We start from the raw sequence: 25,749 nt of genomic DNA on the forward strand, positions 1-25,749 counted from the left end.
AGCCCGTCCACTTCTGCTCGCGTGAATGCCTGCTGACTGCTGCTTGTTGTCTGTTGCCTGCTGTCTGCTGCCTGTCGGGCAGTTCCTGTGCCCGTGTCCGTGCCGTTGCCCCTGTCGACTGGACCCCTGTGAATCTCCCGCTCCCCCGGGTCGCTCCCGGCGCTCTGATCCGTTCGACACTGCTGCACCGGCCCGCCGAAGCCGCCCCGGGCGCCGCCTTCCGCGCGGCGCTGGCCGAGCTGGTGGTGCTGGAGCGCGAGCTGGCGGCGCTGGCACCGGATCTCGGAGACGCGCTGTACGCGAGCCGGGCGGGCCACACGGAGGAGTTCCACCGCGCCGTGGTGCTGCCGCTCCGCCGTGCCGTGCACAACGGGCGCGAGCCCCGGCCCGTGCTGCTGCGCGCTCTGGACGGTCTTCCCGGCCGGCTGCCCGAACTGCGCGCCTGGCTCGCCGTGCGCGACCGCCGGGAGGAGGCGCTCACGGCACTGCGGCGGGCCACCGGCCCCGCTCTCGCCGCCGCACGGTCCGAGCTCGCCGGGCTCTGCCGGGACCCCTCGTTCCTACGCGCCGCCTCGTTCACCAGCGCCGACCTGCTGCGGGCGGTGACCCGGGCCGGGGAGGACCGGCGGGACCGCCGGGCACGGAAGGAGGAGGCGGGGGTGGTGCGGCACGCGACCCGGGCGTTCGCCCGCACCACACCGCTCTCCGCGTTCACGGGCGTCGGGTGGGGGTTGCTGCCGGCGCCCTCGCCCCCGGACCGGGGCACGGCTTCCTGGCACGGTGCGGATCTGCCCCTGGACGCGTCCCGCACCGTCGTCCGCGCCAACCGGACACTCGTGGACACGCTGTTCGCCGCACTGGCCTCGGACCCGCGCCGACGCGCGACCCTGCCGCACCGCATGTGCAGCAGCGTGCGCGTCACCGAGGGCCGTGCCGCCCTCGCCCGCTCCCGTACGGCCTTCACGGCCGCGCGCTTCCTCGCGGTGGAGGACGACGAGGTCGCTCTCGGCGCGTCGGCACCGCTCCAGCGGCTCGCCGCGCTCTGCGACCCGCCGGCCCGGCCGGACGTCCTGGCCGCACTGCTCGCGAGAACGGCGGCGGGAGCGGAGGCGGACGACGCGAGCCCGGAACGGGCGGACGCCGCGGCCGCCTTCGTCCGGCAGGTCCGTGACGCCGGGCTGGTCGTCCCCGTGCCGCCCTTCCACCCGCAGGACCCCGCGCCGCTCCCCCGGCTGGCCGACTGGCTCCGGAGCACCGGATCACCGCGGGACCGCGCGCTCGCCCGGCGCGTCGAGGCAGTCGCCGCGGACACCGACGCGTTCGCCACGGCCGGCCCCGACCACCGGTCCGCCGTACTCGCCTCCCTCAGGGAGCGCTGGGCGGCGCTCCTCGGCGAGGCGGGCCGTCCCGTCGGCCCCGCGCCCGCCCGTCTCACCGTGCTCAGCGAGGACGTCGTCCTGCGGCGGCCGGTCCGACTGGACGGCTTCCTCGACACCGCGGACCACCAGGCGCTCGGTGAACTGGCCTCCCTGGCCGAGGTGTTCGACCTCGGCCCGGAGGTGCGCCGGCAGGTGCGGGACGCCTTCGTCGCGCGGTACGGGCCCGGCGGGGTCTGCGCGCACGTGTGGGACTTCGGCGCGGCCGCGGGCGAGGCGTGGCAGCGGGCCGCCCGGGCCGCCGCCGAGGCTGCCCGGCCCGGCGCGGACGGCGACGGGCAGACGGCCGCGGGGGGCGTCCGGCGGCTCGCGGAACTCCGGGCCGGGCTGGTGAACGCCGTGCACCAGGCGCACTCCGCCGGTGGCGGCGGGCCCGACGACGAGGTCGTGCTGCCGGTCGGCGCGGTGGCCGCGCTCGGCTCGCGGATGCCGCCGTGGGCGGCCCGGCGCCCTTCGTCGTACACCGCCTTCCTCCAGCGCGGACCGGACGGGGAGCTGTGTGTGAACCACCTGTACGGGGGCTGGGGACGGTTCGGCAGCAGGTTCCTGGACACTCTGGCCCCCGCCGCCTCCCGGGAGACGGGGGCCGCCGTGTCCGCCACGCTCGGCCCCGGTGCCCGGGTCGCCCAGGTGCGGCCGGTCAACGGCTTCAACGCCAACCTGCACCCCCTGTTCGTACCGGACGAGATCGGGGAGGACCGCTCCCTCGCCTCCGTCGGTGTGGAGGACGTGGAACTGGTCCACGACCCGGTCGGCGACGACGTACGGGTCCGGGTCAGGGGTACCCGCGCGTGGGTCGACGTGCTCTACGCGGGGGTGCTCGCGCCGCTGCTCCTGGAACCCAGACTCGCGCCGCTGGTGATGGACCACCCGCACGGCATCACGGACTTCGGACCGCTGGTGCCCCGGCACGTCTCCGACGTACCGGGTGGACGGCTCGTGCGGACGCCCCGGCTGCGCCACCGCCACCTCGTGCTGCGCCGCCGCCGGTGGGAACTGGCGGGCGGCACGGTGGCGGCGCTGACGGCGGAGCTCGCGGCCGAGGGTGAGGTGCCGGTGCGGACGGTGGCGCGCTGGCGGGCGCTGCTCGGCGTGCCCGATCAGCTGTTCCTGCGCGCCGCGCCCCCGCGACGGAGCGCACGGGTGGACGAGGACCTGCTACGCGCCCTGGACCGGCCCAAGCCGCAGTACCTCGATCTCGGCGACGCGCTCCATCTGCGCTGCCTGGCCAGATGGCTGGCCCGACACCCCGGCGGCGCGGTCCTGGAGGAGGCGCTGCCCGCGCCGGTCCGGGGGCCGGGCAGCGCGGCGGTGGAACTGGCGGTGGAGACCTACCGGGCCGGACGGCCCACGGCCGGCACGGACCGCACGGACGGCACGGACGGCACGGACGGCACGGACGGCACGGACGGCACGGACGGCGAAGACCTCACCGCACGCGGCGAACTCGTGAGACGAAGGGACGAGCGATGACCGTCGAACAGGCGCCACCCGACGCGGCCGCCACCCGGCCGGGACCACAGGCGGCACCGGACACACCGGACGCAGCGGACGCACCGGACGCGGTGCAGACGCTGGGACGGTGGACGTTACGTCCGGGGGTGGCGGTGACCGAACTGCCCGACGGTGTCCACCTGCGGGGCTGGATCACCGGCGTCACCCTGGAGGGCGGGCCCGGGCTGCGGGTGCTGTGGTCCCGCCTGGCCGAGACGCTCACCGCCGCCGGCGCGCTCGCCGCGGACCGGAGCGCGCGGCTGGCCCGGTCGGCTCCGGCGGGCTCTCCGGTCCGGGCCGCCCTGCTCACGGTGATCGCCCGGCTCCACGAACACCACCTCCTGGTCGAGCGGGCCGGCCTCGCCGAACAGCCGGACGGGACTACGGAGAAAACCTCCGGGCCCTGGCTCGGGGCGGTCGCCGACCGGCCCGCCACGGCCGCCGCCGCGCTCGGCCGCAGCCGGGCCCGGGTCATCGCCGCGGACCCGGAGGGTCCCCTCGCCCGCTCCGCCGCGCGGGCCCTGGAACGAGCCGGTCTCCGTGCCGAGGTCGTGGCGGGGGCGGCCTCGGCGGACGGCCGGGTCCTGCTGACCGCGACCGGGGGCGGCGCCCCGTCACCCGCCGTGCCGGATGGGCCGGAGCGGGGTCGCGGCGAACCCGCCGTGGCCGTCGGCCCGCCGCAGGACCGTGGAGAGCCGGCGGTGGCCGTCGGCCTGCGGTCGGGCATCGGGTTCGTCACCCCGGTGGGCAGCGTCGCGCAGGCACTCGCCGACGCCGACGCGCTGGCCGGGCAGCTGCGCGCGCGGGGGGCGCCCGGCCCGCCGGAACAGGCCGGGCTGCCCGCACTCCTGGCGTCCTCGGCTGCCCATCGACTGGTGTGCGCGGTGGCCGGGCTGCGCGACCCGTCGGCCGAGGCGGACGACGCCCGGCTCGTTCCCGGGGTGCCGACGGTGCTCGTCGCGGAGCGGGAGCCGTTGCGCGGTGAGTACCGGAACTGGGCGGGGCCCGTGCTCGTGGACGCCGACCGGGCCCGCCCGGCTCCGGCGTTACGGACACTGGCCGAGGCACTGGCCCGCATCCCGGTGCTCACCGACCGGCTCGTCGGGGTGCTGGACGCCCCCGACCCCGGGACGCTCCCCCAGCTGCCCGTGGCGCTGGTGCGCTGCGAGGTGGCGGACGGGGTGCTGCTCTCCGGGGCCGCCCGGGCCGACCTGGCGCGGCTGGAGGCGGTCTGCCGTGCGGCCGAACTCCGGCTGGGCGAGGGCGGGGAGGGAGGCCCGGTGGTGGGGGCGGGCCCGGAACACGCACGCGGGCGCGCGCTGCGGCGTACGGCGGTCGGCGGGGATGCCGTGCCGGTGTCCTGGGGCCCCGGCCCCGGACGGTGTCCGCAGGCTCTGCACTGGTGGTCGGTGCTGGTGCGGCGGCTCGGGGTCGACGCGGACGTGGCGGTGGCACGGCTCGGCGCGAGCGTGTTCCGCGCCCGCGTCCGGGAACGTACGGCTGGGCACCTGCTCGGGACGGCCGTCGAGGCGTCGGCGGACGACGCCGTCGCTTACGCGGCGCTGTCCGCCGCGGTCGGGGTGCGGGCGGCCGTCGAGCTCCCGGGGGTCCGCCACCTGGTGACGCCCGGCGGGGCGTCGGCCGTACTCGCCCGGGGAGCGGACACCGCCCCGTGGGAGGACGCCGGGTGGACGACGGCGTGGCTGGCGGCATCGGCCGCGCGGGAGCCGGAGCTCCAGCAGGCCCTGACCGCCCGGGCGGCTCCGACCGGACACGCTCCCCGGCCCTGGGAGCCGTCGGCCGACGCCCCGGCCGGCGTACACGCACTGTGGTCGGCACTCCAGCAGTGCGGGTTCTCGGTGCTGTCCGCGCCGCCCGGGCCCGCTGAACACCGCGGAGACACCGGAGGGCTCCGGTGACCGGGGCCGACCCGCTGCGGCGGGCCCTGGTGGAGGAGACGTCCGTCCCGGTTCTCGACCCGGCGGGGGCCCTGCGCCTCGCCGAGGGGGCAGCCGTCGTGGTGCTGGACTCCTGGTCCCTCGGGACGGCGGAGGAGCTGTCCCGGCACGCGCTGCGCCACCCGGTGTCGCTCGTCCCCGTCCGGGGCGACGGGGCGTTGACGGTCGTCGGACCCGTGCTGCGGCCCGGTGCGCGGCGCTGTCTGGCGTGCGGCGAGTACCGGCGGCTGGCGACGATCGGCGGCCGGGTGCCGTGGCACAGCGCCGGGTTGCGGCTGGAGGGCCGGCCGTCCCCGGCGTTCGCCGACGCCGCCGCCGTGCTGGCCGCCTCGCTCCTGGACGGTGACGGGGCGGTCGTCCACGTCGTCCACACCGCCCGGGGCACCTGGTCGACCCATCGCCTCGCGCCCATGGGCGGTTGCGCGGTCTGCGGGCCTCTCCCGCCCGACGGCCCCGGGGTACCCGAGGCGGTCTTCGGGCCGGACGCGCGCCGCGCTCCCCGGCCGTCCTGCGATCCGGTGTCGCTGCGCGAGCCCAACGCGCGTACGGGTGTGGCGGATCTGCGCGGGGCCCTGTTCGACGATCGCTTCGGGCCGGTCCACCAGATCCTGCGCACCGAGGAGTCCGTCCACAGTCTGACCAGCGCCTATGTGACGTACGGCCGGCATACGCGCGACGGCGGCTACGGGCGGGGCCCCGACTTCGGGAGCAGTGAGCGCGTCGCCCTGTTCGAGGCCGCCGAACGGCTGGCGTCGATGAGCCCCACCGGCCACCGGACCGTCCTGCGCGCCCCGTACGCGGAACTCGGCCCGGAACGGGCGGTGGACCCGGTGCGGCTCGGGCTGCCCGACCCCGCCCACCACGGTCACCCGGCATCGGCGACCGTGCCGTACACACCGGATCTCGAACTGGACTGGGTGCACGGCTGGTCCCTGACCCGCGACCGGACGACGGCGGTGCCCGAGCACGTGGCCTACTGGGACCCGAGCCCCGGCCGCCCCCGGGTGGTGTACGAGTGCTCCAACGGCTGCGGGCTGGGCAACAGCCCGGCGGAGGCCGCGCTGTACGGGCTGTTCGAGGTGGCCGAGCGGGACGCGTTCCTGATGGCGTGGTACGCGCGCACCCCGCTGCGCCGGCTCTCCGTGCCGGACGACGACCCGGAGGTGGCGCATCTGGTGGACCGGGCGGCGCTCGCCGGATACCGGGTGACCCTGTTCGACGCGACGAACGACTTCCAGGTGCCCGCCGTCGTCGCCGTCGCCCGGCACCGGGGCCGGCCCGCCGCCGCTCCCCGGGCGTTCGTCGCCGCCGGGAGCCACCACCACCCTTCGGCGGCGGTCCGCTCGGCCGTCGCCGAGGTCGTGACCAACGTGGTCAACGCCGTTCACCGGCACCGGGCCGAACCGGAGCTGTTCGACCGGCGGCGGCTGCTGCCGATGCTGGAGCGGCCCGAGCGGGTCAGGACGCTCACGGACCATGTGGCCGTCAACACCCTCCCGGAGGCGCTTCCCCGGCTGGACTTCCTCGACCCCGACGGGCCGGAGGCCGACTGGCGGGAGCTCTGGCCCGGGGCTTCGGCCCGGCCGCCCTCGACCGACGTCACCGCGCTGCTGGAGGAGACCGTCGCCCGGCTGGCCGCTCTCGGCCTGGAGGTCGTCGTCGTCCCGCTGAGCGAGTCCTCGGTACGCGACCGGCTGGGGCTGCACACGGCGAAGGTGGTGGTTCCGGGCTCCCTGCCGATGACGTTCGGGCATGTCAACCGGCGCACGCTCGGACTCGAACGGCTCCTGGAGGTGCCGTTCCGGCTGGGGCGCGCGGCGCGGGTCCCCCGGCACGACGAACTCGCGCTGCACCCGCACCCGTTCCCATGAGGCGCCCCCCTGGCCGACTGCCCTCCGCACGACCGCCGACCACCGGCCACCGGCCACCGGCCACCGGCCACCGGCCACCGGCCACCGGCCACGACACCGCTACCCGAGCTCCGACACGGACAGGAAGCCAGCACGTGATGAACGGACCCCGAGCCTCCTGGCTCAGTCTCCACTGTTTCCTGCGGTCCGCCCCCGAGGACGTCGACGCCTTCCTCACCGAGGACGTGGCCCCGCTCCTGGACGGGCTCGTCGGTGCGGGCGGGGCGACCGGCTGGTTCTTCATCCGCTACGACGAGGGCGGGCACCATCTGCGGCTGCGGGTGCGCGGGGTGACGGAGGCCCGGGCGGCCTCCCTTCCGCCGGTTCTCGGCCGTCTGGCCGCCCGGGTGCCGGTCGCCGAAGCCGTGCGGAGCCGGGCCGCCGCCGGGCGGGCGGAGCACGCCGAGGTTCGCCTGGTGCCGTACGTCCCGGAGACCGGACGCTACGGAGGGCCCGCCGCCCTTCCGACGGCGGAGGAGGTGTTCGTCCTGTCCAGCCGGATGGCCGTGCGGGCCGTCCGGGACACCCCGCGCGGCAGTGCCCGGCTGGCCCTGGGCATCGACCTGGCCCAGGGCACCGCCCTCGCCTGCGGAATGGACCGGCCGGCGGCGGCACGGTGGCTGCGGGGGCACGCCGCCGGCTGGCGGTGGGCCGAGAACGTACCCCTGCTGGGCCCTCAGCACGTCCACGCGAAGGTGAACGGTGTCTACGCGCTGCAACGCGAGGCGTTCGTGAGCCGGGCGCGGGCGGTGCGCCGGGCGCTGGCGGACGGCACGGCCCCGGGCCCGCAGGCCGACTGGTACGAGGGGGTCCGCGACGTCGACCGGGCGCTGCGGGCTGCCTCCCCTCCGGTGGACCGCCCGCGGATCTGGGCCTCCCAGCTGCACATGGCCTTCAACCGGTTGGGGCTGGCGCCCGACGAGGAGCGGGCGGTGTGCCGGCTGGCCGCGCGCGCCCTGCTCGACCCGGGCGGGTCGGCGTCGTACTTCCCGGAGGACCACACCTCCCCCGACCGGCAGTACCTGGAGCGGAGCAAGTTCCACATCGGGCGGGAACAGGATTCGGCGCCGCGCCCCCTCCCGGCCCGTGAGGAGGTACCCCGCTCCAGGCCGTCCGTCCCCGAACTCCCGCTTCCCGCAGGCCCGTTCCCCGACACCCCGCTGCACGCGGTGATGACCGGCCGGATCTCCCGGCGGGGTGCCCTCACCGGTCCGCTGGACGCCCGGACCCTGGGCACGCTGCTGTGGGGCTCGCACGCCCCGGGGCACGAGTCGGTCCAGCGGTTCGCGGGCGGCGGCGAACAGATCGTGCACCACCGGCCGTATCCGAGCGCGGGCGCCCTCTACACCGCCGGTCTGCGGCTGATCGCGCTGGACGTGGACGGTCTGGCGCCGGGCACCTACCGGTGTCTGCCGGAGCGGCGTTCGCTGCGGTACGTCGGGCCGGCGCCCGCCCCGGACGAGGTCAGGGCGCTGTCCTCGTACCTCTCGCGCGCCGACGACGACCCCGAGGGGATCGTGCCGGACGCGCTCCCCGTGCTCCTCGGTCTCCATGTGGACCTGGGGCGGCTCAGGGAGCGCTACGGGCTGCGGGCGCTGCGGCTGGGGCTGCTGGAGGCGGGCCATCTCGCGCAGTCGCTGCTGATGACCGCGACCGCGCTCGGCCTCGCCGCCACACCGCTCGGCGGTTTCCGGGACGACCTGGCCCACGAGGTCTTCGCGCTGGACGACCTCGACCGGCCGCTCCAGTACATTCTGCCGGTCGGCCGGTGGAACAGTCCCGGGGGCCGGCCGAACACCCCCTAGGGGGCCGGGAGTTCCGCCAGCTCCGCGACCTCCTCACGGTGGCTGCCCGCCGAGCCGTAGGCCAGGGAGTCCGCCTTGGCCCGCTTGAGGTACAGGTGCGCGGGGTGCTCCCAGGTCATGCCGATCCCGCCGTGCAGCTGGACGCACTCCTCGGCGGCGTGCACGGCGACGCCCGAGCAGTACGCCTGCGCCACCGCGACGGCGAGCGGGGCGTCGGGGCTGCCGGTGGCCAGCGCGTCGGCGGCGTTGCGGGCGGCGGCGCGGGCCGAGACGACCTCCAGCCAGAGGTGTGCCATCCGGTGCTTGAGCGCCTGGAACGATCCGACCGGCCGGTTGAACTGGTGGCGTTCGCGGGTGTGGCGGACGGTCTCGGTCAGACACCACTCGGCGATCCCGAGCTGCTCGGAGGCGAGCAGTCCGGCTCCGGCGAGCAGTCCGCGCCGTACGGCGGTGGCGCTCGCGTCCGCGTCGGCGAGCAGCGTCCCGGCCGCCCCGGTCAGGGTGACGGCGGCGAGCGGGCGGGTCAGGTCGAGCGGGACGAGCGCCTCGACGGTCACGCCGGGGCCCGAGGTCTCGACCGCGTACAGCCCTTCGGCGGTCGGCACCAGCAGGACGTCGGCGGCCGGCGCGTCGGCGATGCCCCGGACCGTGCCGTCGAGCGCGGCGAGGACCGGCCCCGCCCCGGCGGGCGGGGTCGCGAAGGGCACGGCGAGCACGGCCGTACGCGCTCCGGAGGCCAGTTCGCCGAGGAGCGCGGCGGCCGGTCCGTCCTCGGCGCCGAGCGCGAGGAGGGTCTCGGTGGCCACGACGGAGCTGGTCAGGTAGGGGGCGGGGGCGACGCTGCGGCCCAGCTCCTCCAGGACGACGGCGGCCTCGCGGTGGGACGCGCCCTGGCCTCCGAGCTTCTCGGGGACGAGGAGTCCGGCCGCTCCGATGTCGCCGGCCAGCGAGGACCACAGCCGCGGGTCGTACGGCGTGTCGGACTCGGTGGCGGCGATCACCGTCGGCGCGTCGGCCCGGTCGGCGAGGAGGGCGCGCACGGCGGAGCGGAGATCCTCCTCGTCCTGCGAGTAGAGCAGGTCGGGAGTGGCGGGAGGTCGGGTGACGGTGGTCCGGGTGGGGGCGGTCATCGGCTCAGGTCCTTCCAGGCGACGTCCTTGTCGTTGCGGGGCTCGGCGGGCAGGCCGAGGACGCGTTCGGCCACGATGTTCAGCAGGACCTCGCTGGTGCCGCCCTCGATGGAGTTGCCCTTGGAGCGCAGATAGCGGTATCCGGCGTCCCGTCCGGTGAAGTCGACCAGCTCCGGGCGGACCATGGTCCAGTCGCTGTACAACAGGCCCTCGTCGGCCAGGAGTTCGACCTCCAGGCCGCTGATCTCCTGATTGAGGCGGGCGAAGGCGAGCTTCATGCCCGAGCCCTCGGGTCCGGGCTGTCCGGCGACGAGTTGCTGGCGCAGCCGTTCGCCGGTGAGTCGGGCGACCTCGGCCTCCACCCAGAGGCTCAGCAGGCGCTGGTGGGTGTCGGGGGTACGCAGCTCGGGTCGTTCGCGCCAGGTCTTCGCGACCGGGCCGATCATGCCGCCCTCGCGGGGGATGCGGGAGCCGCCGATGGAGACGCGCTCGTTCATCAGGGTGGTCTGGGCGACCTTCCACCCGTCGCCGACGGGCCCGAGCCGGTGGCTGTCGGGAATGCGTACGCCGGTGAGGAAGACCTCGTTGAACTCGGCCTCGCCGGTGATCTGGCGCAGCGGCCGGACCTCGACGCCGGGGTCGGTCATGTCGCAGATGAAGTAGCTGATGCCCCGGTGCTTGGGCAGGTCGGGGTCGGTGCGGGCGATGAGGATCGCCCAGCGGGCCAGGTGGGCGCTGGACGTCCAGACCTTCTGGCCGTCGACGATCCAGTCGCCTCTCTCGTCCCTCACGGCCCGGGTGGCCAGGGCGGCGAGGTCGGATCCGGCGCCCGGTTCGCTGAACAGCTGGCACCAGACCTCCTCCCCCACCCACAGGGGGCGCAGGAAGCGGCGCTTCTGCTCGTCGGTGCCGAAGCCGAGGATGGTGGGGGCGGCCATGCCGAGGCCGATGCCGATGCGCCGCGGGTCGTTGTCCGGCGCGTCGGCTGCGGCGAGCTCGGCGTCGGCGACCTGCTGGAGGGAGCGGGGCGCGTCGAGCCCGCCGAGGCCCACCGGGTAGTGGACCCAGGCGAGTCCGGCGTCGAAGCGGGCCTTGAGGAAGTCCGTGCGGCCGGTGGTGGCGGGCGGGTGCGCGGCGAGCAGCTCGCGGGTCCGGCGGCGGACCTCGGCGGCGTCGGCCGCGGGGCTCATCGGGCGCCTCCGGGCAGGACGACGATGCGGCCGGTGCTGGTGCCTTCGGCGACGCGCTGGACGGCGCGGGCGGCATCGGCCATCGCGACACGCTCACTGATCAGTGGCTTCACGATCCCCTGTTCGGCGAGCTTGGTCAGCTCCTCGTGACAGGCGCGGACCGCGGCCGGGTCCTTGGTGTTGTAGAGACCCCAGTGCAGCCCGACAACTGAGTAGTTCTTCACCAGGGCGTGGTTGAGGGCCGGGGTGGGGATGACGCCGCTGGCGAAGCCGATGAGGAGGATGCGTCCTTCGAAGGCGATGCACTTGGTGGACTTGGTGTACGCGTCGCCGCCGACCGGGTCGTAGACGACGTCCGCGCCGCGCCCGCCGGTGGCTTCCTTGACGGCGGCGACGATGTCCTCGCTCCGCCGGTCGATGACCAGGTCGCAGCCGAGCTCCCGGGCGACTGCCGCCTTGTCGGGGCCGCCGACGACGCCGATGACCTTCGCGCCCGCGGCCTTGCCGAGCTGGACGGCGGCGCTGCCGACGCCGCCGGCCGCCGCGTGGACGAGGAGGGTCTCGCCGGGCTGGAGGTGGGCGCGGCGGTGCAGGCCGAACCAGCCCGTCTGGTAGCCGACGTGCAGAGCGGCCGCCTCGGCGTCGTCCAGGGCGTCGGGGGCCGGGAGCAGGGCCGCCTCGTCCGCGACGATCCAGTCGGCGAAGCCGCCGTGCGGCAGGACCGGGTTGGCGAGGACCCGCCGTCCGTCCTCGGTGGTGCCGCACACCTCCAGTCCCGGGGTGAAGGGCAGCGGCGGCCGCACCTGGTACTGGCCCCGGCAGAGCAGGGCGTCGGGGAAGTTGACGTTCGCCGCGCGGACCTCGACGAGCACCTGCCCGTCGCCGGGCGTGGGCCGGTCCGCCTCCTCCAGCCGCATCACCTCGCCCGGCTCGCCGTTCCGGTGCACTCGCCATGCCTGCATGAGGGGCCTCCACAACACTGTCGGCGTCAACCGCCGGAGCGGTCGGCATTACCACTGCTGCGCCGCATACTAAGCGGTCGCTTGCCGATCTGGGAACACCCCGGGCGCGGCCTCGGGAGGCTCCGGACCTCAGCCGCGCCTGGGCTTCGCCCGTACATGCATCCGCTCGCCCTGCGGACCGAAGAGGCTGAGGAACTCCACCCTCTCGCCCTCGGCGGGGCCGAACCAGTGCGGCAGCCGGGTGTCGAACTCGGCGGCCTCTCCGGGCTCCAGCACCAGATCGTGTTCGGCCAGCAGCAGCCGCAGCTTCCCGGAGAGCACGAACAGCCACTCGTACCCCTCGTGCGTGCGCTGCTCCGGCGGGCCGCCGCTGCCCGGCTCCTGGATCAGCTTGTACGCCTGGAGACCGCCCGGCCGGGCGGTCAGCGGCAGCATGGTCCGGCCGTGCTGCACGATCGGCTTGGCCCGCACCCGGGGGTCGCCGACCGGCGTGGCGCCCACGAGGTCGTCGAGCGGCACCTCGTGGGCGCGGGCGATCGGCAGCATCAGTTCGAGGCTGGGGCGGCGGCCGCCGGACTCCAGCCGGGAGAGCGTGGAGACGGAGATACCGGTGGCGGCCGAGAGAGCGGCGAGGGTGACCCCACGGTCCTTGCGCAGCCGGCGCAGTCGGGGGCCGACGCCGGAGAGGACGGACTCCAGTTCCGGATCGTCCCGGTCGCGTTCCTTCATCCGGCCATTGCAGAATCGGCAAGCCGTTTTGTCAACCGGACAAAGCGCACCCGGGCGAAGCGCGCGGCGACGCACGGCGACGCGCCTTGTTGCGCGAAGACCCCGAAGGTGCGCGAAGACCTAGAAACTACTGCGCGAAGACTTCGAAGGTGACGGCGGGCCGGCCACCGAACCGCTCGGCGGCGGCCTCGGCCATGCCGGTCAGGAAGGTCCGGCAGTACCGCTCCGGGTCCTCCTGGGTCAGCGCCTCGATGTACGTGCGGTGCTCCAGCAGGGACCGGACCGAGCGTTCGAGACCGGCCGTCGCGTCGACCGCGTGGGTGGGCCGGTCACTGCCCGCCACGGCGATCCAGCGCACCCCGTTCCACGGCTGGAGTCCCCGCTCGCCCAGCTCCGGGAAGATCCAGCGGTTGCCGGCGTCGGCGACGGCGTCGAGAGTGGCACGCCCGACCGCGCGGTGGTCGGGAGTGTTCCAGGCGACCCCGCCCCAGGTGTCCCGATGGTTGAGGGTGACGACCAGTTCGGGGCGGTGGCGGCGGATGGCCGCGGCGATGTCGCGGCGCAGCCCGGTGCCGTACTCGATGACGCCGTCGCGGTGGTCCAGGAACTCCACGGTCGTCACGCCGACGACGGCGGCGCTCGCCCGCTGCTCCCGCTCGCGCACCGGCGCGCACTCCTCGGGCGGCAGGGTATCGATCCCGGCCTCGCCGCGGCTGGCGAGGAGGTAGACGACCTCGCGCCCGCCATCGGTCCACTCGGCCACGGCGGCGGCCGCCCCGTACTCCAGGTCGTCCGGGTGGGCGACCACGGCCAGGGCGCGCTGCCAGTCGACGGGCATGGGCTCGAGTCGCTGCGGCGTCATACGGGCAGGCTACCTCCGGCTCCGGCGGCGGGCGTGCGACGCTGGAGTCCGGCCGAACGAAAGGAAGCCCTCGTGCCCAGCCCCGCCTCCCTCTCCCCCGCCCAGGCCGCAGCCCGCCTGGAGGAGTTCACCGTCATCGATGTGCGGGCTCCGGGCGAGTACGCTGCCGGGCATGTCCCCGGCGCCCTGAACATCCCGCTCGACAAGCTGCCGGACGCGCTGCCCGCGCTCAAGTCCGCGTCCGCGCGCGGTTCACTGCTGGTGGTGTGCGCGTCCGGGGTCCGGTCCACCCGGGCGTGCGAGATCCTCTCGGGCGCGGACATCGAGGCCGTGACGCTGACCGGCGGCACGTCCGCCTGGGAGGGTGACGGGCGCGGCCTGGACCGCCCCGAGGGAGCGCGCACCACCTGGGCCATGGAGCGCCAGGTGCGGCTCGCGGCGGGCTCGCTGGTGGTGGCGGGGCTGGTGGCGGGCATCCGTTTCCCGGCGGCGCGCTGGCTCTCCGCGGGCGTCGGCACGGGCCTGGTCTATTCGGCGCTCAGCAACACCTGCGGAATGGCGGCGGTCCTCTCGAAGCTGCCGCACAACCGGGCCCCCCGGGCCGCCGGCGACCTGGACGCCACGCTGGAGGAGCTCCAGCGCTGAACCGACGAGCCCGGGCGGGCCGGGGCCCGGTCGGTCGGCCCGCCCGCCCCGGGACCGGCCGCGACGAGGCCTGAGCCGGCCCCGGCGGCCCGGCCGGCTCAGGCCTCGTCGCGCACCAGGGCCAGCAGCCGGTCCAGGACCCGGGGGCCGCCCGCGCGGACCCCGTCGTGCTCGTACTCGTCCGTCACCCAGGTCCGCAGCCCCCGGATCGCCGCCGCCGTGCGCAGCGAGTCCGCGGTGTCGACGTACATGTCGTCGTGGTAGACGGCCGCCGCGACCGGAACCTCGTTGGCGGCCAGCCGCTCGGGGTCGTACAGCACCGGCCAGTCGGTGCGCCGGGCCAGCAGCTCGGCGGTCTCGCGCAGGGGCCGCAGCGCCGGGTCGACGTCGAAGTGCCAGGGGTGGATCGTCTCGCCGGTGAAGAGGACGGGGCCGTCGCCCTTGAGCGCGGTCGCCGCGTCGAACTGCGGGAACTCTCCTCGTACGCGCTCGGCGGCCCAGTCCGTGGCGCGCTCGCCCTGCCCGTAGATGGCTTCGTGCAGCAGGGCGTAGAGCGGGTGCCCGGCGAAGGAGGCCGCGGTGCGCATCGCTTCCTGGAAGGTGTCGGAGAGTTCGGTGGCGCCCGGGGTGCGGACGAACGCGTTCTCCAGCAGGTAGTGGAGCTGGTGGCTGCCGCTGCCGGTGCCGAGCAGGATGCCGAGCGACTGGAAGCCCTCGGGGGTCAGCCGGTGTCCGGCGCTCTCGGGCCGGTGCTCGGCGAGGTGGGCGGCGATGGCGCGGGCGCGCTCGACGTCCTGCGGGTAGCGGGCGTAGTGGGCGGCGACCTTCCGCTCGATGCGGGGGTACGCGGCCCGGTAGACGTCGTCCGCGTGCGCGTCCAGCGAGGGCAGCCCGCCGGTGATCAGGACCTCCTTGAGCCCTTCCGGGGCGGCGGAGAGGTAGCGGACGGCGCAGAAGCCGCCGAAGGACTGGCCGAGGACCGTCCAGGGCGCTCCGCCGGTGAGCCGCTGCCGGATCAGCTCGCAGTCGCGGACGATGGAGTCGGAGCGGAAGTGGGCGAGGTAGTCGGCCTGCTCGCGCGGGCCGCCGCGCAGCGGCAGGGTCTGCCGGTTCGCCGGGGTGGAGAGACCGGTCCCCCGCTGGTCGAGGAGCAGCACCCGGAACTCGCGCAGGGCCCGGCCGAGCCAGGCCTCCGTACCGACGAACCGGCGTGCGCCGAAGCCGGGACCGCCCTCCAGGTAGACCAGCCAGGGCAGTTCCTCGCCGGCCCGGGATGCGGCGACCGCTTCCCGGCCGTACACCTCGATCTGCTCGCCGCCGGGGTCGCTGTGGTCGAGGGGCACGGTGAAGCGGCGGTCGGTGAGGACGACGCCGGGCTGCCGGTAACTGGTCACGGGAACTCCTGAATCGGGGTGCTGGCTGATCCGGGCGAAAGCGCCAGTCCAGCACATGACCGCCCCGGTCCGGCGAAGGGGGCATGCACGCAGGGCCGGACGCCGACCCGCACCCCCGCCCCTGCCCCCGCCCCCGCCCCCGTCCCCGTCCCCGTCCCCGTCGTCACCTTGCCCGCGTTTGCCCATAGCCCGCGCGTGCAACTATTGTGGACGCCAGTAAATGTCGCACGCCGTTCATATCGGCGCGCATCGCGCCACGGAAGGCCCCCCCATGCCCACCACCCCCACCGTTCCCACCGTCACGCTCAACAACGGCGTGACCATCCCCCAGCTCGGCTTCGGCGTCTTCCAGGTGCCCGACGACGAGACCACCGTGGCCGTCTCCGCGGCGCTGGAGGCCGGATACCGGTCCATCGACACCGCGGCGATCTACGGCAACGAGGTCGGCGTGGGCCGGGCACTGGCCGCGTCCGGGATCCCCCGCGAGGAGCTCTTCGTCACGACGAAGCTGTGGAACGCCGACCAGGGCTACGAGGCCACGCTCGCGGCGTTCGACGCGAGCGTGGCCAAGCTCGGCCTCGATCACGTGGACCTCTACCTGATCCACTGGCCGACGCCCGCCCACGACCTGTACCCCGAGAGCTGGCGCGCCCTGGAGAAGCTGGCCGCCGACGGCAGGATCCGCGCGGCCGGGGTCTCCAACTTCCAGCCCGCCCACCTGAGCCGACTGCTGGAGACGGGCACGCTCGTCCCCGCCGTCAACCAGATCGAGCTGCACCCGGGTCTTCAGCAGAGCGAGCTGCGTGCCTTCCATGCCGGGCACGGCATCGCCACCGAGGCCTGGAGCCCGCTGGCCCAGGGAGCCCTCCTCAAGGAGGAGACCCTGGTCTCCATCGCGGAGCGGCACGGCAAGTCCCCGGCCCAGGTGGTCCTGCGCTGGCACCTCCAGCTCGGCAACATCGTGATCCCGAAGTCGGTCACGCCCGAGCGGATCCGGCAGAACATCGACGTCTTCGACTTCGAGCTGTCGGCCACGGACCTGGACGCCGTCGCCGCCCTGGACCGGGGCATGCGCACCGGACCGGACCCCGACATCCTCAACTGACGAGGTTCGGCGGGCCGTTGCGGTGACCGGCAGCGGGTCAGCGTCCGCGGCGGTAACTGCTGCCGTCGCGGGGCCGGACCAGCAGCCCCGCGACGACGAGATAGCGGCGCAGCGCGGAGCAGTCCTCGTGGACGGTGAGGAGCGCCTCGTTCACCTCGCGCTCGGTGTACGAGCGCTCCCGCTCGAACAGCGTGTCGGCGAGGTGCACGAGCAGCTGCTCCCGGCGGGCCTCCTTGCGCGGGATCGCGACCAGGCGGCCGTGCGAGAAGAGCGCCTCCACCGGGTGCGTCCGAGGAGTTGGGGGCAGCGGCGCAAGAGTCTGTTGTTCCGTGGGCATGGCCGGAAGCGTCGCAGGCTTCCCCAGGGCGGGCAACGCGTTTTCCCGGCGTTGCCCGCCCTTCCGTTGCCCGCCCTCGCGTTGAAGTTGCCCGCCCCCGCATTGACAGGGGCGGGCGGCTCGGGTTCTCATGCTGTCCGTGCAGCGTGACGCTGGCCAAAGAGATCTGGGCCGGCCGGCGATCAAGCCAGCACCTTCTTCCAGGGATGACGCCATGAGTCCATTCATCGCCCCCTGCCTCTGAGCATCTCCGCCCTCGGGCACCTCTGCCCCGGCCGCATGCCCGCCTCTGCGCGCCCAACGGCCGGTGCTCCGCGACGCGTCGGGCCTTTCACCCGCCCGCATTTCCTCCGGGAGACCCAGAACCTCCATGCCCCAGACCTTCCAGCAGTCCGTCATCACCGAATTCCGTGCCAACGCGGGGAAGGTCGGCGGCCCCTTCGAGGGCACCGACCTCCTCCTGCTCACCACCACCGGCGCCCGCTCCGGAAAGCCGCACACCACCCCGCTCGGCCATGTCCGCGACGGCCGCCGGCTCCTCGTCGTCGCCTCCAACCTCGGCGCACCGGTCCACCCCGACTGGTATCGCAACCTCCTCGCCCACCCCACCGTGCGGGTCGAGCTGGGGGGCGAGGAGTTCGAGTCACTCGCCGTACCCGCGGAAGGGGCCCGGCGCGACGAACTCTTCGCCCGGGTCGTCGCCGAGGCGCCCGGGTACGCGGAGTACCAGGACGCCACCGACCGGGTGCTGCCGGTCGTGGTGCTGGAACTCCCCGACCCCGACGCGGTGGCTCCCCCGGTCACCTCGCTCGCCGACAAGCTGGTCGAGGTGCACACCTGGCTGCGGGACCAGCTGCGCCACGCGCACGACGAGACCGAGGCGTACTTCGCCGAGCGCGCGGGGCACGGGGGCGCCGGTGAACCGCCCGCCCCCGGTCTCGGGTTGCAGATCCGGCAGCGCTGTCTGGCGTTCTGCCAGGCGCTGGAGTTCCACCACACGGCCGAGGACGGGCATATGTTCCCCGCGATGGAGGGCTACCACCCCCATCTGCGGGACGTCTTCGACCGGCTGCGGGAGGAGCACCGCTCCATCGGAGCCGTGCAGTCGGCGCTCGCGGACCTGCTGGCCGATGCGGCCATCGCGGAACCGGACCGCTTCCGTGCCGAACTGGCCCGGATGACGGAGGAACTGACCGCCCACCTCGACTACGAGGAGGAGCACATCCTGCCCCTGCTCGCCGAGGTGCCCTGGCCCCCGGCCGCGGCCTGAGGACGAACCGTCCGAGGGGGTTGAGCGACTGCTCAACCCCCTCTGATAGCGTCCTGAAACGCGGCGGGACTTGAGTACTCGCTCAAACACGCATAAGGACCGGGGGGCATACATGGGGCTGTACATAGAGGCGTTGATCCGTACCGATCCCGAGCGCTTGTGGGACCGGACCCAGGATCCCGCCCAGCACCAGCGGTGGGATCTGCGCTTCACCGAGATCAGCCCCCTGCCCGGCCCGCCGGGCTCCGCCCAGCGGTTCCGGTACGCGACCCGGGTGCTGCCCTTCCTGACCGTGGCCGGGACCGGGACGAGCGCGGGCGAGCGGGAGCGGGCGGACGGCGAGCGGGTCTCCGCCCTGCGGTTCGCCTCGCCGGAGCGGCTGTCCCTGCTGGCCGAGGGCAGCGGCTACTGGCGTTATGTCCCCACCGCCGACGGCATCCGCTTCCTGACGGGGTACGACTACCGGACCCGCTGGGGCCGCTTCGGCACGGTCGCGGACCGGCTGGCGTTCCGGCCGCTGATGGGCTGGGCGACGGCCTGGTCCTTCGACCGGCTGCGGCTGTGGTGCGAGCGCGGCGTCAGCCCGGCCCGGTCGCTGACGTACGCCCTGGCGGAGGTGCTGGTACGTCTCCTCGTCGTGGCGGCGGCCCTCCCCTTCGGTCCGGTGGCCGTTCTGCCCGCCGCCCTCGCCGCGCTGCTGGTCCCTCCGTCGCCGCTCACGCCCGCCGCCCGGCGCTGCCTGCGCAGACCACCCGGCCGACCGGCCGCCGCCCCGTCCGCCCTCGCCCGTCTGGAGCGCCCGTGACCTCGATATTCGCCCGTGCGATGGGAGACGACTTCACGCGGCTCCACCCCCAGTTGCAGCGCCGCTTCTCGGTCGGACTGGAGAGCGGTGAGGCGTGCGTGGGGCGCGGGTCCATGGAGCGGATCTGGCACGGCCGGGCGTTCGTGAAGCCGTTCCTCGCCCTGGGCGCCAGGCGCAACATCCTGGTGCCGAGGACCGGCCGCGATGTGCCGTTCACCATCGAGAACGTGCCGTACACCGACGCCTTCGGCCGGGAGACCGTGACCTTCGTCCGGACCTTCGCCCTGCCGGGCGGGCCGCGCCGCTTCGACGCCACGATGGTGCACAGCCCCGAGCGGTCCTGCGTACTGGACTACCTCGGTACGCACCAGCACCTGGCCACCGACCTGCGGCTGACCGCGGAGCCCGACGGCTCGCTGCTGATCCGCTCCGGCGAGCACCGTTTCCGCGAGGGGCCCCTCGACCTGCGGGTCCCGGACCTGATCGGCGGCGAGGCCGAGGTCCGCGAGTCCTTCGACGACGCCACGGGCCGCTTCCGTGTCCGGGTCGCGGTGACCAACCGCCGCTTCGGCCCGCTGTTCGGGTACGAGGGAGCGTTCCGCGCCCGCTATGTCGACGCCCTGCGCCACGGCGTACGCGCCGGTCTGCGCCCGGTCCGCGAAGAGGTGCGGGCATGACGGCGGGCGCGACCGGGGCGGACACCCGGACGAAGCTCCTGGAGGGCGCGCTGCGCACGCTCGCCGAGCACGGCATCGCGAAGACGTCGGCCCGTTCGGTGGCGGCCTCGGCCGGTGTCAACCAGGCGCTGGTCTTCTACCACTTCGGTTCGGTCGACGAACTGCTGGCGGCGGCCTGCCGGTACGGCGCCGAACAGCGTGTGGCCCGCCACCGTGACCGGCTCGCCGACGTCACCACCCTCGCCGAACTCCTGCGCTGCGGGCGCGAGCTGCACGAGGAGGAGCGGGCCGGCGGCCATGTCGCCTTCCTGGCCCAGGTGCTGGCGGGCGCCCAGACCCAGCCCCGGCTGGCGCCCGCGACCGCGGCCGGCCTCGACCTGTGGACCGCCGAGATCGAGCAGGTTCTCGTCCGGATTCTGGCGGACTCGCCGCTGGGCGAGTTCACCGATCCGGCGGGCCTGGCGCGCGCCGTGACGGGGGCGTTCGTGGGCCTGGAGATGTACGAGGGCGTCGATCCGGGGGGCGCGGAGCGGGCCTTCGAGGCTCTGGAGCAGCTCGCCGCCCTGGCCGGGGTGCTGGACGAACTGGGCCCGGTGGCCCGGCGCGCGGTACGTCACCGGCTGCGACGCACGGAGAAGGTGCAGGGCGGGGCGTAACGGGACATGGACGGGGCGGTCCGGAACGACCTGGGCCGCCCGAGCAACCCTCCGCATCCACCTGCCGTCTTGATCGACGACAGGACGGTTCGCCGCACATGACGGGCGGCGCCCCACCCCCACATGATCCGGGCCTGCACGACCGGCCGACTATACCCTCCATGTATACAGAGCAGGTATAGTCGTCCGGCTCCGGGCCCGGCACCGCGCGGAAGGCACCCATGCAGACCAAGGCACTGGCGCCCGAGTACCAGGGCGCTCTCACCAAGATGTCGGTGAACGCCTCCCTCACCGACGTACTGGCCGAGGGCGTACGCCACTTGAGGCAGGCCGAGCTCTCCGGATCGCAGGAGGAGGTGGCGCGCGCCGGCCTGGCCGTGGCCGAGGCGCACCGCAGGCTCGGGCAGGTGGCGGAGGCCGACCGGGCCTGGAAGGCCAGCTACCGGGCGGCGCGGTCGGCCGGGAACACCGGGGCGATGGCCTGGGCGCTGTGGAGCGGCGGCACGCTGGCGCGGCAGCGCGGTGCGCTGCGCCTCGCGTTCCGGCTGCTCGGCCTGGCCGCGGAGCTGGGGAAGCGGGGCGGCGACGTGGTCGCCCGCGGTTACTCGCTGGCCGGTCTCGCCGAGACCGGGCGGATCCAGGGCGACTACGCGACCGTCGCGACGCTGCACGAACAACTGCTGGCCGAGGCCCGCGCCCGGGGCGAGGCCCGGCACACCGTCTGGGCGCTGGAGGGCATCGCGCAGATCCACCGCAACACCGGTTCGCTGGACACGGCGCTGGAGATGTTCGAGGAGGCCGCGGCCCTGGCGGGCGACGCGGACGACCGGCGGGGCCGGGCGTGGGCGCTGCGCGGGATCGCCGACATCGTTTCCCTCCGGGACGGCGCGACCGGGCGGGCGCTCGGTCTGCTCGCCGAGGCCGAGGTCACCTGCATGGAGATGAAGCTCTCCAGCGCCCTGGCGTACAACCACAAGATGCGGGCCAACGTGCTGTTCCGCGCCGGGCGGTACGAGGAGGCGCGCGAGGTGTACGAGCAGGCGCTCGGCGAGTTCCGCGCGATGGACGAGCCCCGGGGCGAGGCACTGGCCTCGCTCGGCCTGGTGAAGGCGCGGGCCAGGCTCGGCCGGGACCGCGACGCCACCGCCGCCGACCTGGACGATCTGCGCGGCAGGCTCGACCGGATCGGGCTGCTGAACGCCCGGGAGATGGTCGAGAAAGCGTACGCGGAACTCGGCGTGGAACCCGCGTCGGCCGGTGCCGGGGGCGACCGCCGATGACGCTCTCCACGACCCGCCGGGCGAGCGCGCCGCAGATACTGGACCGGTGCCGCGAGTTGGTGCGCCCGGCCCTGGTTGCCTCGGTGGGCCGGCTGCACCCCTGGCACGCGGAGACAGCGGCCTTCTCGCTCGGCTGGCGCGGCGCCGACGGCGAACCGGTGCCCGGATCGCAGGGCAAGGGGGTCCGCCAGGCGCTCGCGGTGCTCGGCGCCCGGGCGGCGGGCGGCAGCGGCGAGGACGGGGTGCTCGGGGCGGTCGCCGTCGAGCTGATCCACACCTTCTCGCTGATCCACGACGACATCATGGACGGCGACGAGACCCGCCGCCGCCGGCCGACGCTGTGGAAGGCGTACGGCACCGGCCCTGCGGTCCTCGCGGGGGACGCCCTGTTCGCGCTGGCCGTCTCCACCCTCGCGGAGGCTCCTGGTCCCGGCGGTCCCGCGGCGGTGCGGCAACTGGCGGGCGCGCTGGGTGATCTGGTGCACGGTCAGGCTCAGGACCTGCTCTTCGAGTCCCGGCCGTGGTCCGGCCCCGGTGCCGTTCTGCCGCACGAGTACCGGGCGATGGCCACCCACAAGACGGGCTCCCTGCTCGGTTGCGCGGCCGCCCTGGGCGCGGTGCTGGCGGGCGCTCCGGCGTCCACCGTCGAGGCGCTGGATCTGGCGGGGCGCCATGTGGGGGTGGCCTTCCAGGCGGTGGACGACCTGCTGGGGATCTGGGGCGACCCGCAGGTGACGGGGAAGCCCGTGGGCAGCGATCTTCGGCGGCTCAAGAAGACGTTCCCGGTCCTCGCGGCGCTGTCCGCCGACCATCCGGCGGCCGGGCGTCTCGACGCGCTGCTCACCTGCGCCGGGCCGCTCGACGACGCGGCGGCGGGCCGGGCGGCGGAGCTGATCGACGAGGCCGGCGGGCGGCGGGCGACGGTCACCGAGGCGGAGGAGCACCTGACGGCGGCCCGCGCCTGTCTGGACCGGGTGCCGCTGGCCGACGAGGCCAAGGGGGATCTGCTCACGCTGATCCCGTATCTCGTGGACCGCACCGGCTGACACTCGGCGGCTCATGGACCGCATGGGCCGACCCGTCGTCAGGAGCGCCCCGGACACCGTCCGGGGCGCTCCTGTTCCCGACGACGGCACCGATAGTTGGCGCTGCCATCCATTGCGGCGATCGGCGGTGTGTGCACCACCGGAAAAGGCTGACCGTATAACCGGCGCGCACCGTACCGAACACCTGAGCCGCTCCCCGCGCCTGACCCCCGAAAGCCCTTTCGCCACGGGCCCGTGAAGGACACCCGGGCCTGCGCCGGTCTGCCGCGCGGCCACTCGGACGGCCCAACCGGACATGCAATCCCCATGTGGTCGTATGAGCGAGTCACACGCACCATATCGCCACATATCTGCCAAAGTGCACCTCGGCTTTACTCACCGTATTGAGCGAAGAGAGCCGTGCGTGCTGCACATGCGTCGAACTCCAGAAAGACAATTGACGGTCCTTCATGTGGTTCAGCCCGTCGACGGCGGAGTGGCCCGGGTCGTCACCGATCTCGTCAGGGCCCAGGCCGGTGCCGGACTGCGTCCCGTGGTGGCCTGTCCGCCCGGGAGCCCGCTGGCCATCGGGGCGGCGGCAGCCGGCGCCGAGGTCCACGGCTGGTCCGCGACCCGTGCCCCCGGGCCCCGGCTGGCCGGTGAGGTCGCGGCGGCGCGCCGGATCGTCCGCGCGAGCCGTCCGCACGTGGTGCACGCCCACAGCGCCAAGGCGGGCCTCGCGGGCCGGATCGCGGTACGCGGCCGGGTCCCCACGGTGTTCCAGCCGCACGCCTGGTCGTTCGAGGCCGTCGGCGGACGCACCGCGGAACTCGCGCTCGGCTGGGAGCGGTTCGGGGCGCGCTGGGCCGATCACATCCTGTGCGTCAGCGAGTCGGAGCGCCGCACCGGGCAGGAGGCGGGCATCGCCGCCCGCTGGTCGGTCATCCACAACGGCATCGACCTCGACCGGTTCCGCCCCGGCGACCACACGGTCCGGGCGGAGGCCCGCGCCGCCCTCCCCTTGCTGGAGGGCACGGACCCGGACGCCCCGCTGGTCGTCTGCGTCGGCCGCCTGACCCGGCAGAAGGGTCAGGACGTCCTGCTGCGGGCCTGGCGCCGGATGGCGGCGCCGGGGGCGCGGCTGGCCCTGGTGGGCGACGGGCCCGACCGGGACGGTCTTGAGGCGTCGGCCCCGCCGGGTGTGCTGTTCACCGGCGCCTGCGAGGACGTACGGCCGTGGATCCACGCGGCGGACGTCCTCGTACTGCCCTCCCGCTGGGAGGGCATGGCGCTGGCCCCGCTGGAGGCGATGGCCTGCGGACGCGCCGTCGTGCTGACCGACGTGAACGGCGCGCGGGAGAGCCTGCCGCCCGGTGACGAGGACCACTGCCTCGTACCACCGGAGGATCCGGCGGCCCTGGCCGCGGCGCTGACCGCCCTGCTCACCGACCCGGATCTGCGCGAGGCGGTGTCCCGCCGGGCCCTGCGCCACACCCGGGCGGCCTTCGACGTCCGACGGACCGCGGGCGCGGTTGCCGGTCTCTACCAGGAACTTGTCGGCATGTCCGGCCCCACGACGAGGAAGCGCACCGAGCGATGACGATGGAGAGTGCACCGGTTCCCGGATCCGGCCAGGCAACAGCCGTGCAGGCTCACACGGTTCATCCGCCGCGAAGAAGCGGCGGCGGTGCGCAGGCGCGGCCGGGTGAGCGGCGGGCCGTCCGGTACGGCCGTCCCGCGCCGCTGCTGTGCGTGGACGCCCTGGCTCCGGCGGTGACGTTCGCCCTGGTGGTCCCGGTCGCATGGCCCTGGCTGCTGATGGCCGTCCAGGCGGTGGCTCAGGTCGCGCTGTTCGCCTGGCGCGACCTGTACCGGATGCGGTTGTCCCCCTCGGTCCTCTCCGACCTTCCCGCGCTGCTCGGTCTCACCCTCCTCCAGTGGTACGTGACGATGGAGGCGCTGGACGTCTGGGCCCCGCAGCAGGGGTTCGGCTGGGCGGTGCTGGCGTACGGGGCCGGTACGCAGACCGCGCTGACCTGCGCCGGGCGTGCGGCGGTCTACCGGGCGCGGCGGCGGGCCGCCGGCCGCCGCCCGCAGTCCACGCTGGTCGTGGGCCAGGGACCGTCCGCCCGTCAGGTGGCGGCCGCGCTGTACGACCACCCCGCCTACGGGCTGCGGCCGGTCGGTCTGGTCGCCGCCCCGGCAACCGGGGACGAGCAGCAGGTGACGGGGGCGGACGCCGCACCCCTGCCGGTCCTGGCCTCGCCCCAGGAGGTGGGGCGGGCCGTGGTGCAGAACAGTGTGCGGCACGCGGTGTTCACGGCCCCGCCCGAGGCCACCCCGGACGGCGCCGCTCTCTTCACCCTCCTCACCGGGCATGGCTGCCGGGTGTGGCTGATCACCGGGCCCGGCACCCTCGCGGGAACCCCGGCGGCCGGCCGGCCCGACCATCTGTGGGGTTTCACGGCGCAGCCGTTGCGCGACGGCACGGACCGCCCCCTCGGCCACGGGGTGAAGCGGGCGATGGACGCCGTCCTGGCGGCGGTCGGGCTGGTGCTGGCGGCCCCGGTGATGGCGGCCTGCGCGCTGGCCGTGCGGCTCTCCGACGGACCGGGCGTGATCTTCCGCCAGGAGCGCGTCGGCCGGCACGGTCGTCCCTTCGTCCTGCTGAAGTTCCGTACACTGCGGCCCGCCGACGTCCAGGAGTCGGCCACCCGCTGGAACGTCGCGTCCGACGGCCGGCTCAGCCGGGTCGGCCGCATGCTGCGCCGGACGTCCCTGGACGAGCTGCCGCAGCTGTGGAACGTCCTGCGCGGCGATATGAGCATGGTCGGCCCCCGCCCCGAACGCCCCTTCTTCGTCGCGCAGTTCAGCCGCTCCCACCCCGGCTACCAGGCCCGTCACCGAATGCCGGTGGGCATCACCGGGCTGGCCCAGGTGAACGGCTTGCGCGGCGACACCTCGATCGAGGAGCGGGCCCGTTTCGACAACCACTACATCGAGACCTGGTCGCTGTGGCAGGACGCGTGCGTGCTGGCGCGGACGGCGGGCTCCCTGTTCCGGCTCGGAGGCAGCTGAC

Annotated in this window: 21 protein-coding genes; 14 read left to right on the forward strand and 7 right to left on the reverse strand. The window is 74.8% G+C overall.

Translation table 11 applies throughout. The annotated features are described in order from the left end of the window. Nucleotides 1–128: 128 nt before the first annotated feature. The 4 genes from IE140_RS26415 (at nt 129) to IE140_RS26430 (ending at nt 8,603) form a co-directional block, all read left to right on the forward strand. Entirely contained in the window at nt 129–2,909 is a 2,781-nt protein-coding gene (locus tag IE140_RS26415; RefSeq protein WP_229826908.1) for a lantibiotic dehydratase, read from the forward strand. Continuing rightward, on the forward strand, nt 2,906–4,849 hold the full coding sequence (locus IE140_RS26420; protein ID WP_189460758.1) for a hypothetical protein: 1,944 nt from the start codon (nt 2,906–2,908) through the stop codon (nt 4,847–4,849). The genes IE140_RS26415 and IE140_RS26420 overlap by 4 nt, the downstream gene beginning before the upstream one ends. Further along, nucleotides 4,846–6,759, forward strand: a complete 1,914-nt coding sequence (locus tag IE140_RS26425) for a TOMM precursor leader peptide-binding protein (RefSeq protein WP_150197859.1) — start codon at nt 4,846–4,848, stop codon at nt 6,757–6,759. The genes IE140_RS26420 and IE140_RS26425 overlap by 4 nt, the downstream gene beginning before the upstream one ends. Nucleotides 6,760–6,896: 137 nt before the next feature. After that, nucleotides 6,897–8,603, forward strand: a complete 1,707-nt coding sequence (locus IE140_RS26430) for a thiopeptide-type bacteriocin biosynthesis protein (RefSeq protein WP_150197857.1) — start codon at nt 6,897–6,899, stop codon at nt 8,601–8,603. Here IE140_RS26430 and IE140_RS26435 read toward each other — a convergent pair. The 5 genes from IE140_RS26435 to IE140_RS26455 form a co-directional block, all read right to left on the reverse strand. Further along, entirely contained in the window at nt 8,600–9,733 is a 1,134-nt protein-coding gene (locus tag IE140_RS26435; protein WP_109181156.1) for an acyl-CoA dehydrogenase family protein, read from the reverse strand. The two genes, IE140_RS26430 and IE140_RS26435, sit on opposite strands and share 4 nt — an antisense overlap. Continuing rightward, entirely contained in the window at nt 9,730–10,923 is a 1,194-nt protein-coding gene (locus IE140_RS26440; protein WP_093442396.1) for an acyl-CoA dehydrogenase family protein, read from the reverse strand. Before IE140_RS26440 ends, IE140_RS26435 begins: the two co-directional genes overlap by 4 nt. Continuing rightward, nucleotides 10,920–11,885, reverse strand: a complete 966-nt coding sequence (locus tag IE140_RS26445; protein ID WP_150197855.1) for an NADPH:quinone oxidoreductase family protein — start codon at nt 11,883–11,885, stop codon at nt 10,920–10,922. Before IE140_RS26445 ends, IE140_RS26440 begins: the two co-directional genes overlap by 4 nt. A 129-nt stretch (nt 11,886–12,014) precedes the next feature. Further along, nucleotides 12,015–12,614: a helix-turn-helix domain-containing protein gene (locus IE140_RS26450; RefSeq protein ID WP_150197853.1), complete on the reverse strand. Its 600-nt coding sequence runs from the start codon at nt 12,612–12,614 to the stop codon at nt 12,015–12,017. A gap of 127 nt (nt 12,615–12,741) precedes the next feature. Next, nucleotides 12,742–13,476, reverse strand: coding sequence for a PIG-L deacetylase family protein (locus tag IE140_RS26455; RefSeq protein ID WP_093442391.1), 735 nt, complete (start codon nt 13,474–13,476; stop codon nt 12,742–12,744). Between the two features lie 72 nt (nt 13,477–13,548). Here IE140_RS26455 and IE140_RS26460 point away from each other — a divergent pair, with 72 nt between their 5' ends. Beyond that, a complete protein-coding gene (locus tag IE140_RS26460; RefSeq protein ID WP_093442388.1) occupies nt 13,549–14,121 on the forward strand; it encodes a rhodanese-like domain-containing protein in 573 nt (190 codons plus the stop codon). Nucleotides 14,122–14,219: 98 nt separating this feature from the next. On the opposite strand, the gene IE140_RS26465 is transcribed toward IE140_RS26460, so the two are convergent. Beyond that, nucleotides 14,220–15,515, reverse strand: coding sequence for an alpha/beta fold hydrolase (locus tag IE140_RS26465; RefSeq protein WP_150198786.1), 1,296 nt, complete (start codon nt 15,513–15,515; stop codon nt 14,220–14,222). A 271-nt stretch (nt 15,516–15,786) separates the two neighbouring features. Here IE140_RS26465 and IE140_RS26470 point away from each other — a divergent pair, with 271 nt between their 5' ends. Beyond that, complete coding sequence (locus IE140_RS26470; protein ID WP_189460760.1) at nt 15,787–16,620, forward strand: aldo/keto reductase; 834 nt, start codon at nt 15,787–15,789, stop codon at nt 16,618–16,620. 37 nt (nt 16,621–16,657) lie between these two features. On the opposite strand, the gene IE140_RS26475 is transcribed toward IE140_RS26470, so the two are convergent. After that, nucleotides 16,658–16,957, reverse strand: a complete 300-nt coding sequence (locus tag IE140_RS26475; protein WP_150196713.1) for a DUF2087 domain-containing protein — start codon at nt 16,955–16,957, stop codon at nt 16,658–16,660. Nucleotides 16,958–17,327: 370 nt separating this feature from the next. Here IE140_RS26475 and IE140_RS26480 point away from each other — a divergent pair, with 370 nt between their 5' ends. From IE140_RS26480 to IE140_RS26515, 8 genes are all read left to right on the forward strand, one after another. Then, entirely contained in the window at nt 17,328–18,227 is a 900-nt protein-coding gene (locus IE140_RS26480; protein WP_150196712.1) for a nitroreductase/quinone reductase family protein, read from the forward strand. Nucleotides 18,228–18,339: 112 nt separating this feature from the next. Beyond that, a complete protein-coding gene (locus IE140_RS26485) occupies nt 18,340–19,032 on the forward strand; it encodes a hypothetical protein (RefSeq protein ID WP_150196711.1) in 693 nt (230 codons plus the stop codon). Continuing rightward, nucleotides 19,029–19,709, forward strand: coding sequence for a DUF4166 domain-containing protein (locus IE140_RS26490; RefSeq protein WP_150196710.1), 681 nt, complete (start codon nt 19,029–19,031; stop codon nt 19,707–19,709). The genes IE140_RS26485 and IE140_RS26490 overlap by 4 nt, the downstream gene beginning before the upstream one ends. Beyond that, a complete protein-coding gene (locus tag IE140_RS26495; RefSeq protein ID WP_150196709.1) occupies nt 19,706–20,365 on the forward strand; it encodes a TetR/AcrR family transcriptional regulator in 660 nt (219 codons plus the stop codon). Before IE140_RS26490 ends, IE140_RS26495 begins: the two co-directional genes overlap by 4 nt. A 221-nt stretch (nt 20,366–20,586) precedes the next feature. Next, a complete protein-coding gene (locus IE140_RS26500; RefSeq protein ID WP_093442374.1) occupies nt 20,587–21,645 on the forward strand; it encodes a tetratricopeptide repeat protein in 1,059 nt (352 codons plus the stop codon). Continuing rightward, on the forward strand, nt 21,642–22,691 hold the full coding sequence (locus tag IE140_RS26505; protein ID WP_093442371.1) for a polyprenyl synthetase family protein: 1,050 nt from the start codon (nt 21,642–21,644) through the stop codon (nt 22,689–22,691). Before IE140_RS26500 ends, IE140_RS26505 begins: the two co-directional genes overlap by 4 nt. Before the next feature lie 403 nt (nt 22,692–23,094). After that, on the forward strand, nt 23,095–24,270 hold the full coding sequence (locus IE140_RS26510; RefSeq protein WP_093442368.1) for a glycosyltransferase: 1,176 nt from the start codon (nt 23,095–23,097) through the stop codon (nt 24,268–24,270). Then, the gene (locus IE140_RS26515) at nt 24,267–25,748 is read left to right on the forward strand and encodes a sugar transferase (protein WP_150196708.1); all 1,482 of its coding nucleotides are present in this window, start codon (nt 24,267–24,269) and stop codon (nt 25,746–25,748) included. The genes IE140_RS26510 and IE140_RS26515 overlap by 4 nt, the downstream gene beginning before the upstream one ends. The last annotated feature ends 1 nt before the right edge of the window (nt 25,749 follow it).

Origin of the sequence: Streptomyces parvus, assembly GCF_014648875.1 — a bacterium.
GTDB classification, from domain to species: Bacteria; Actinomycetota; Actinomycetes; order Streptomycetales; family Streptomycetaceae; genus Streptomyces; species Streptomyces parvus.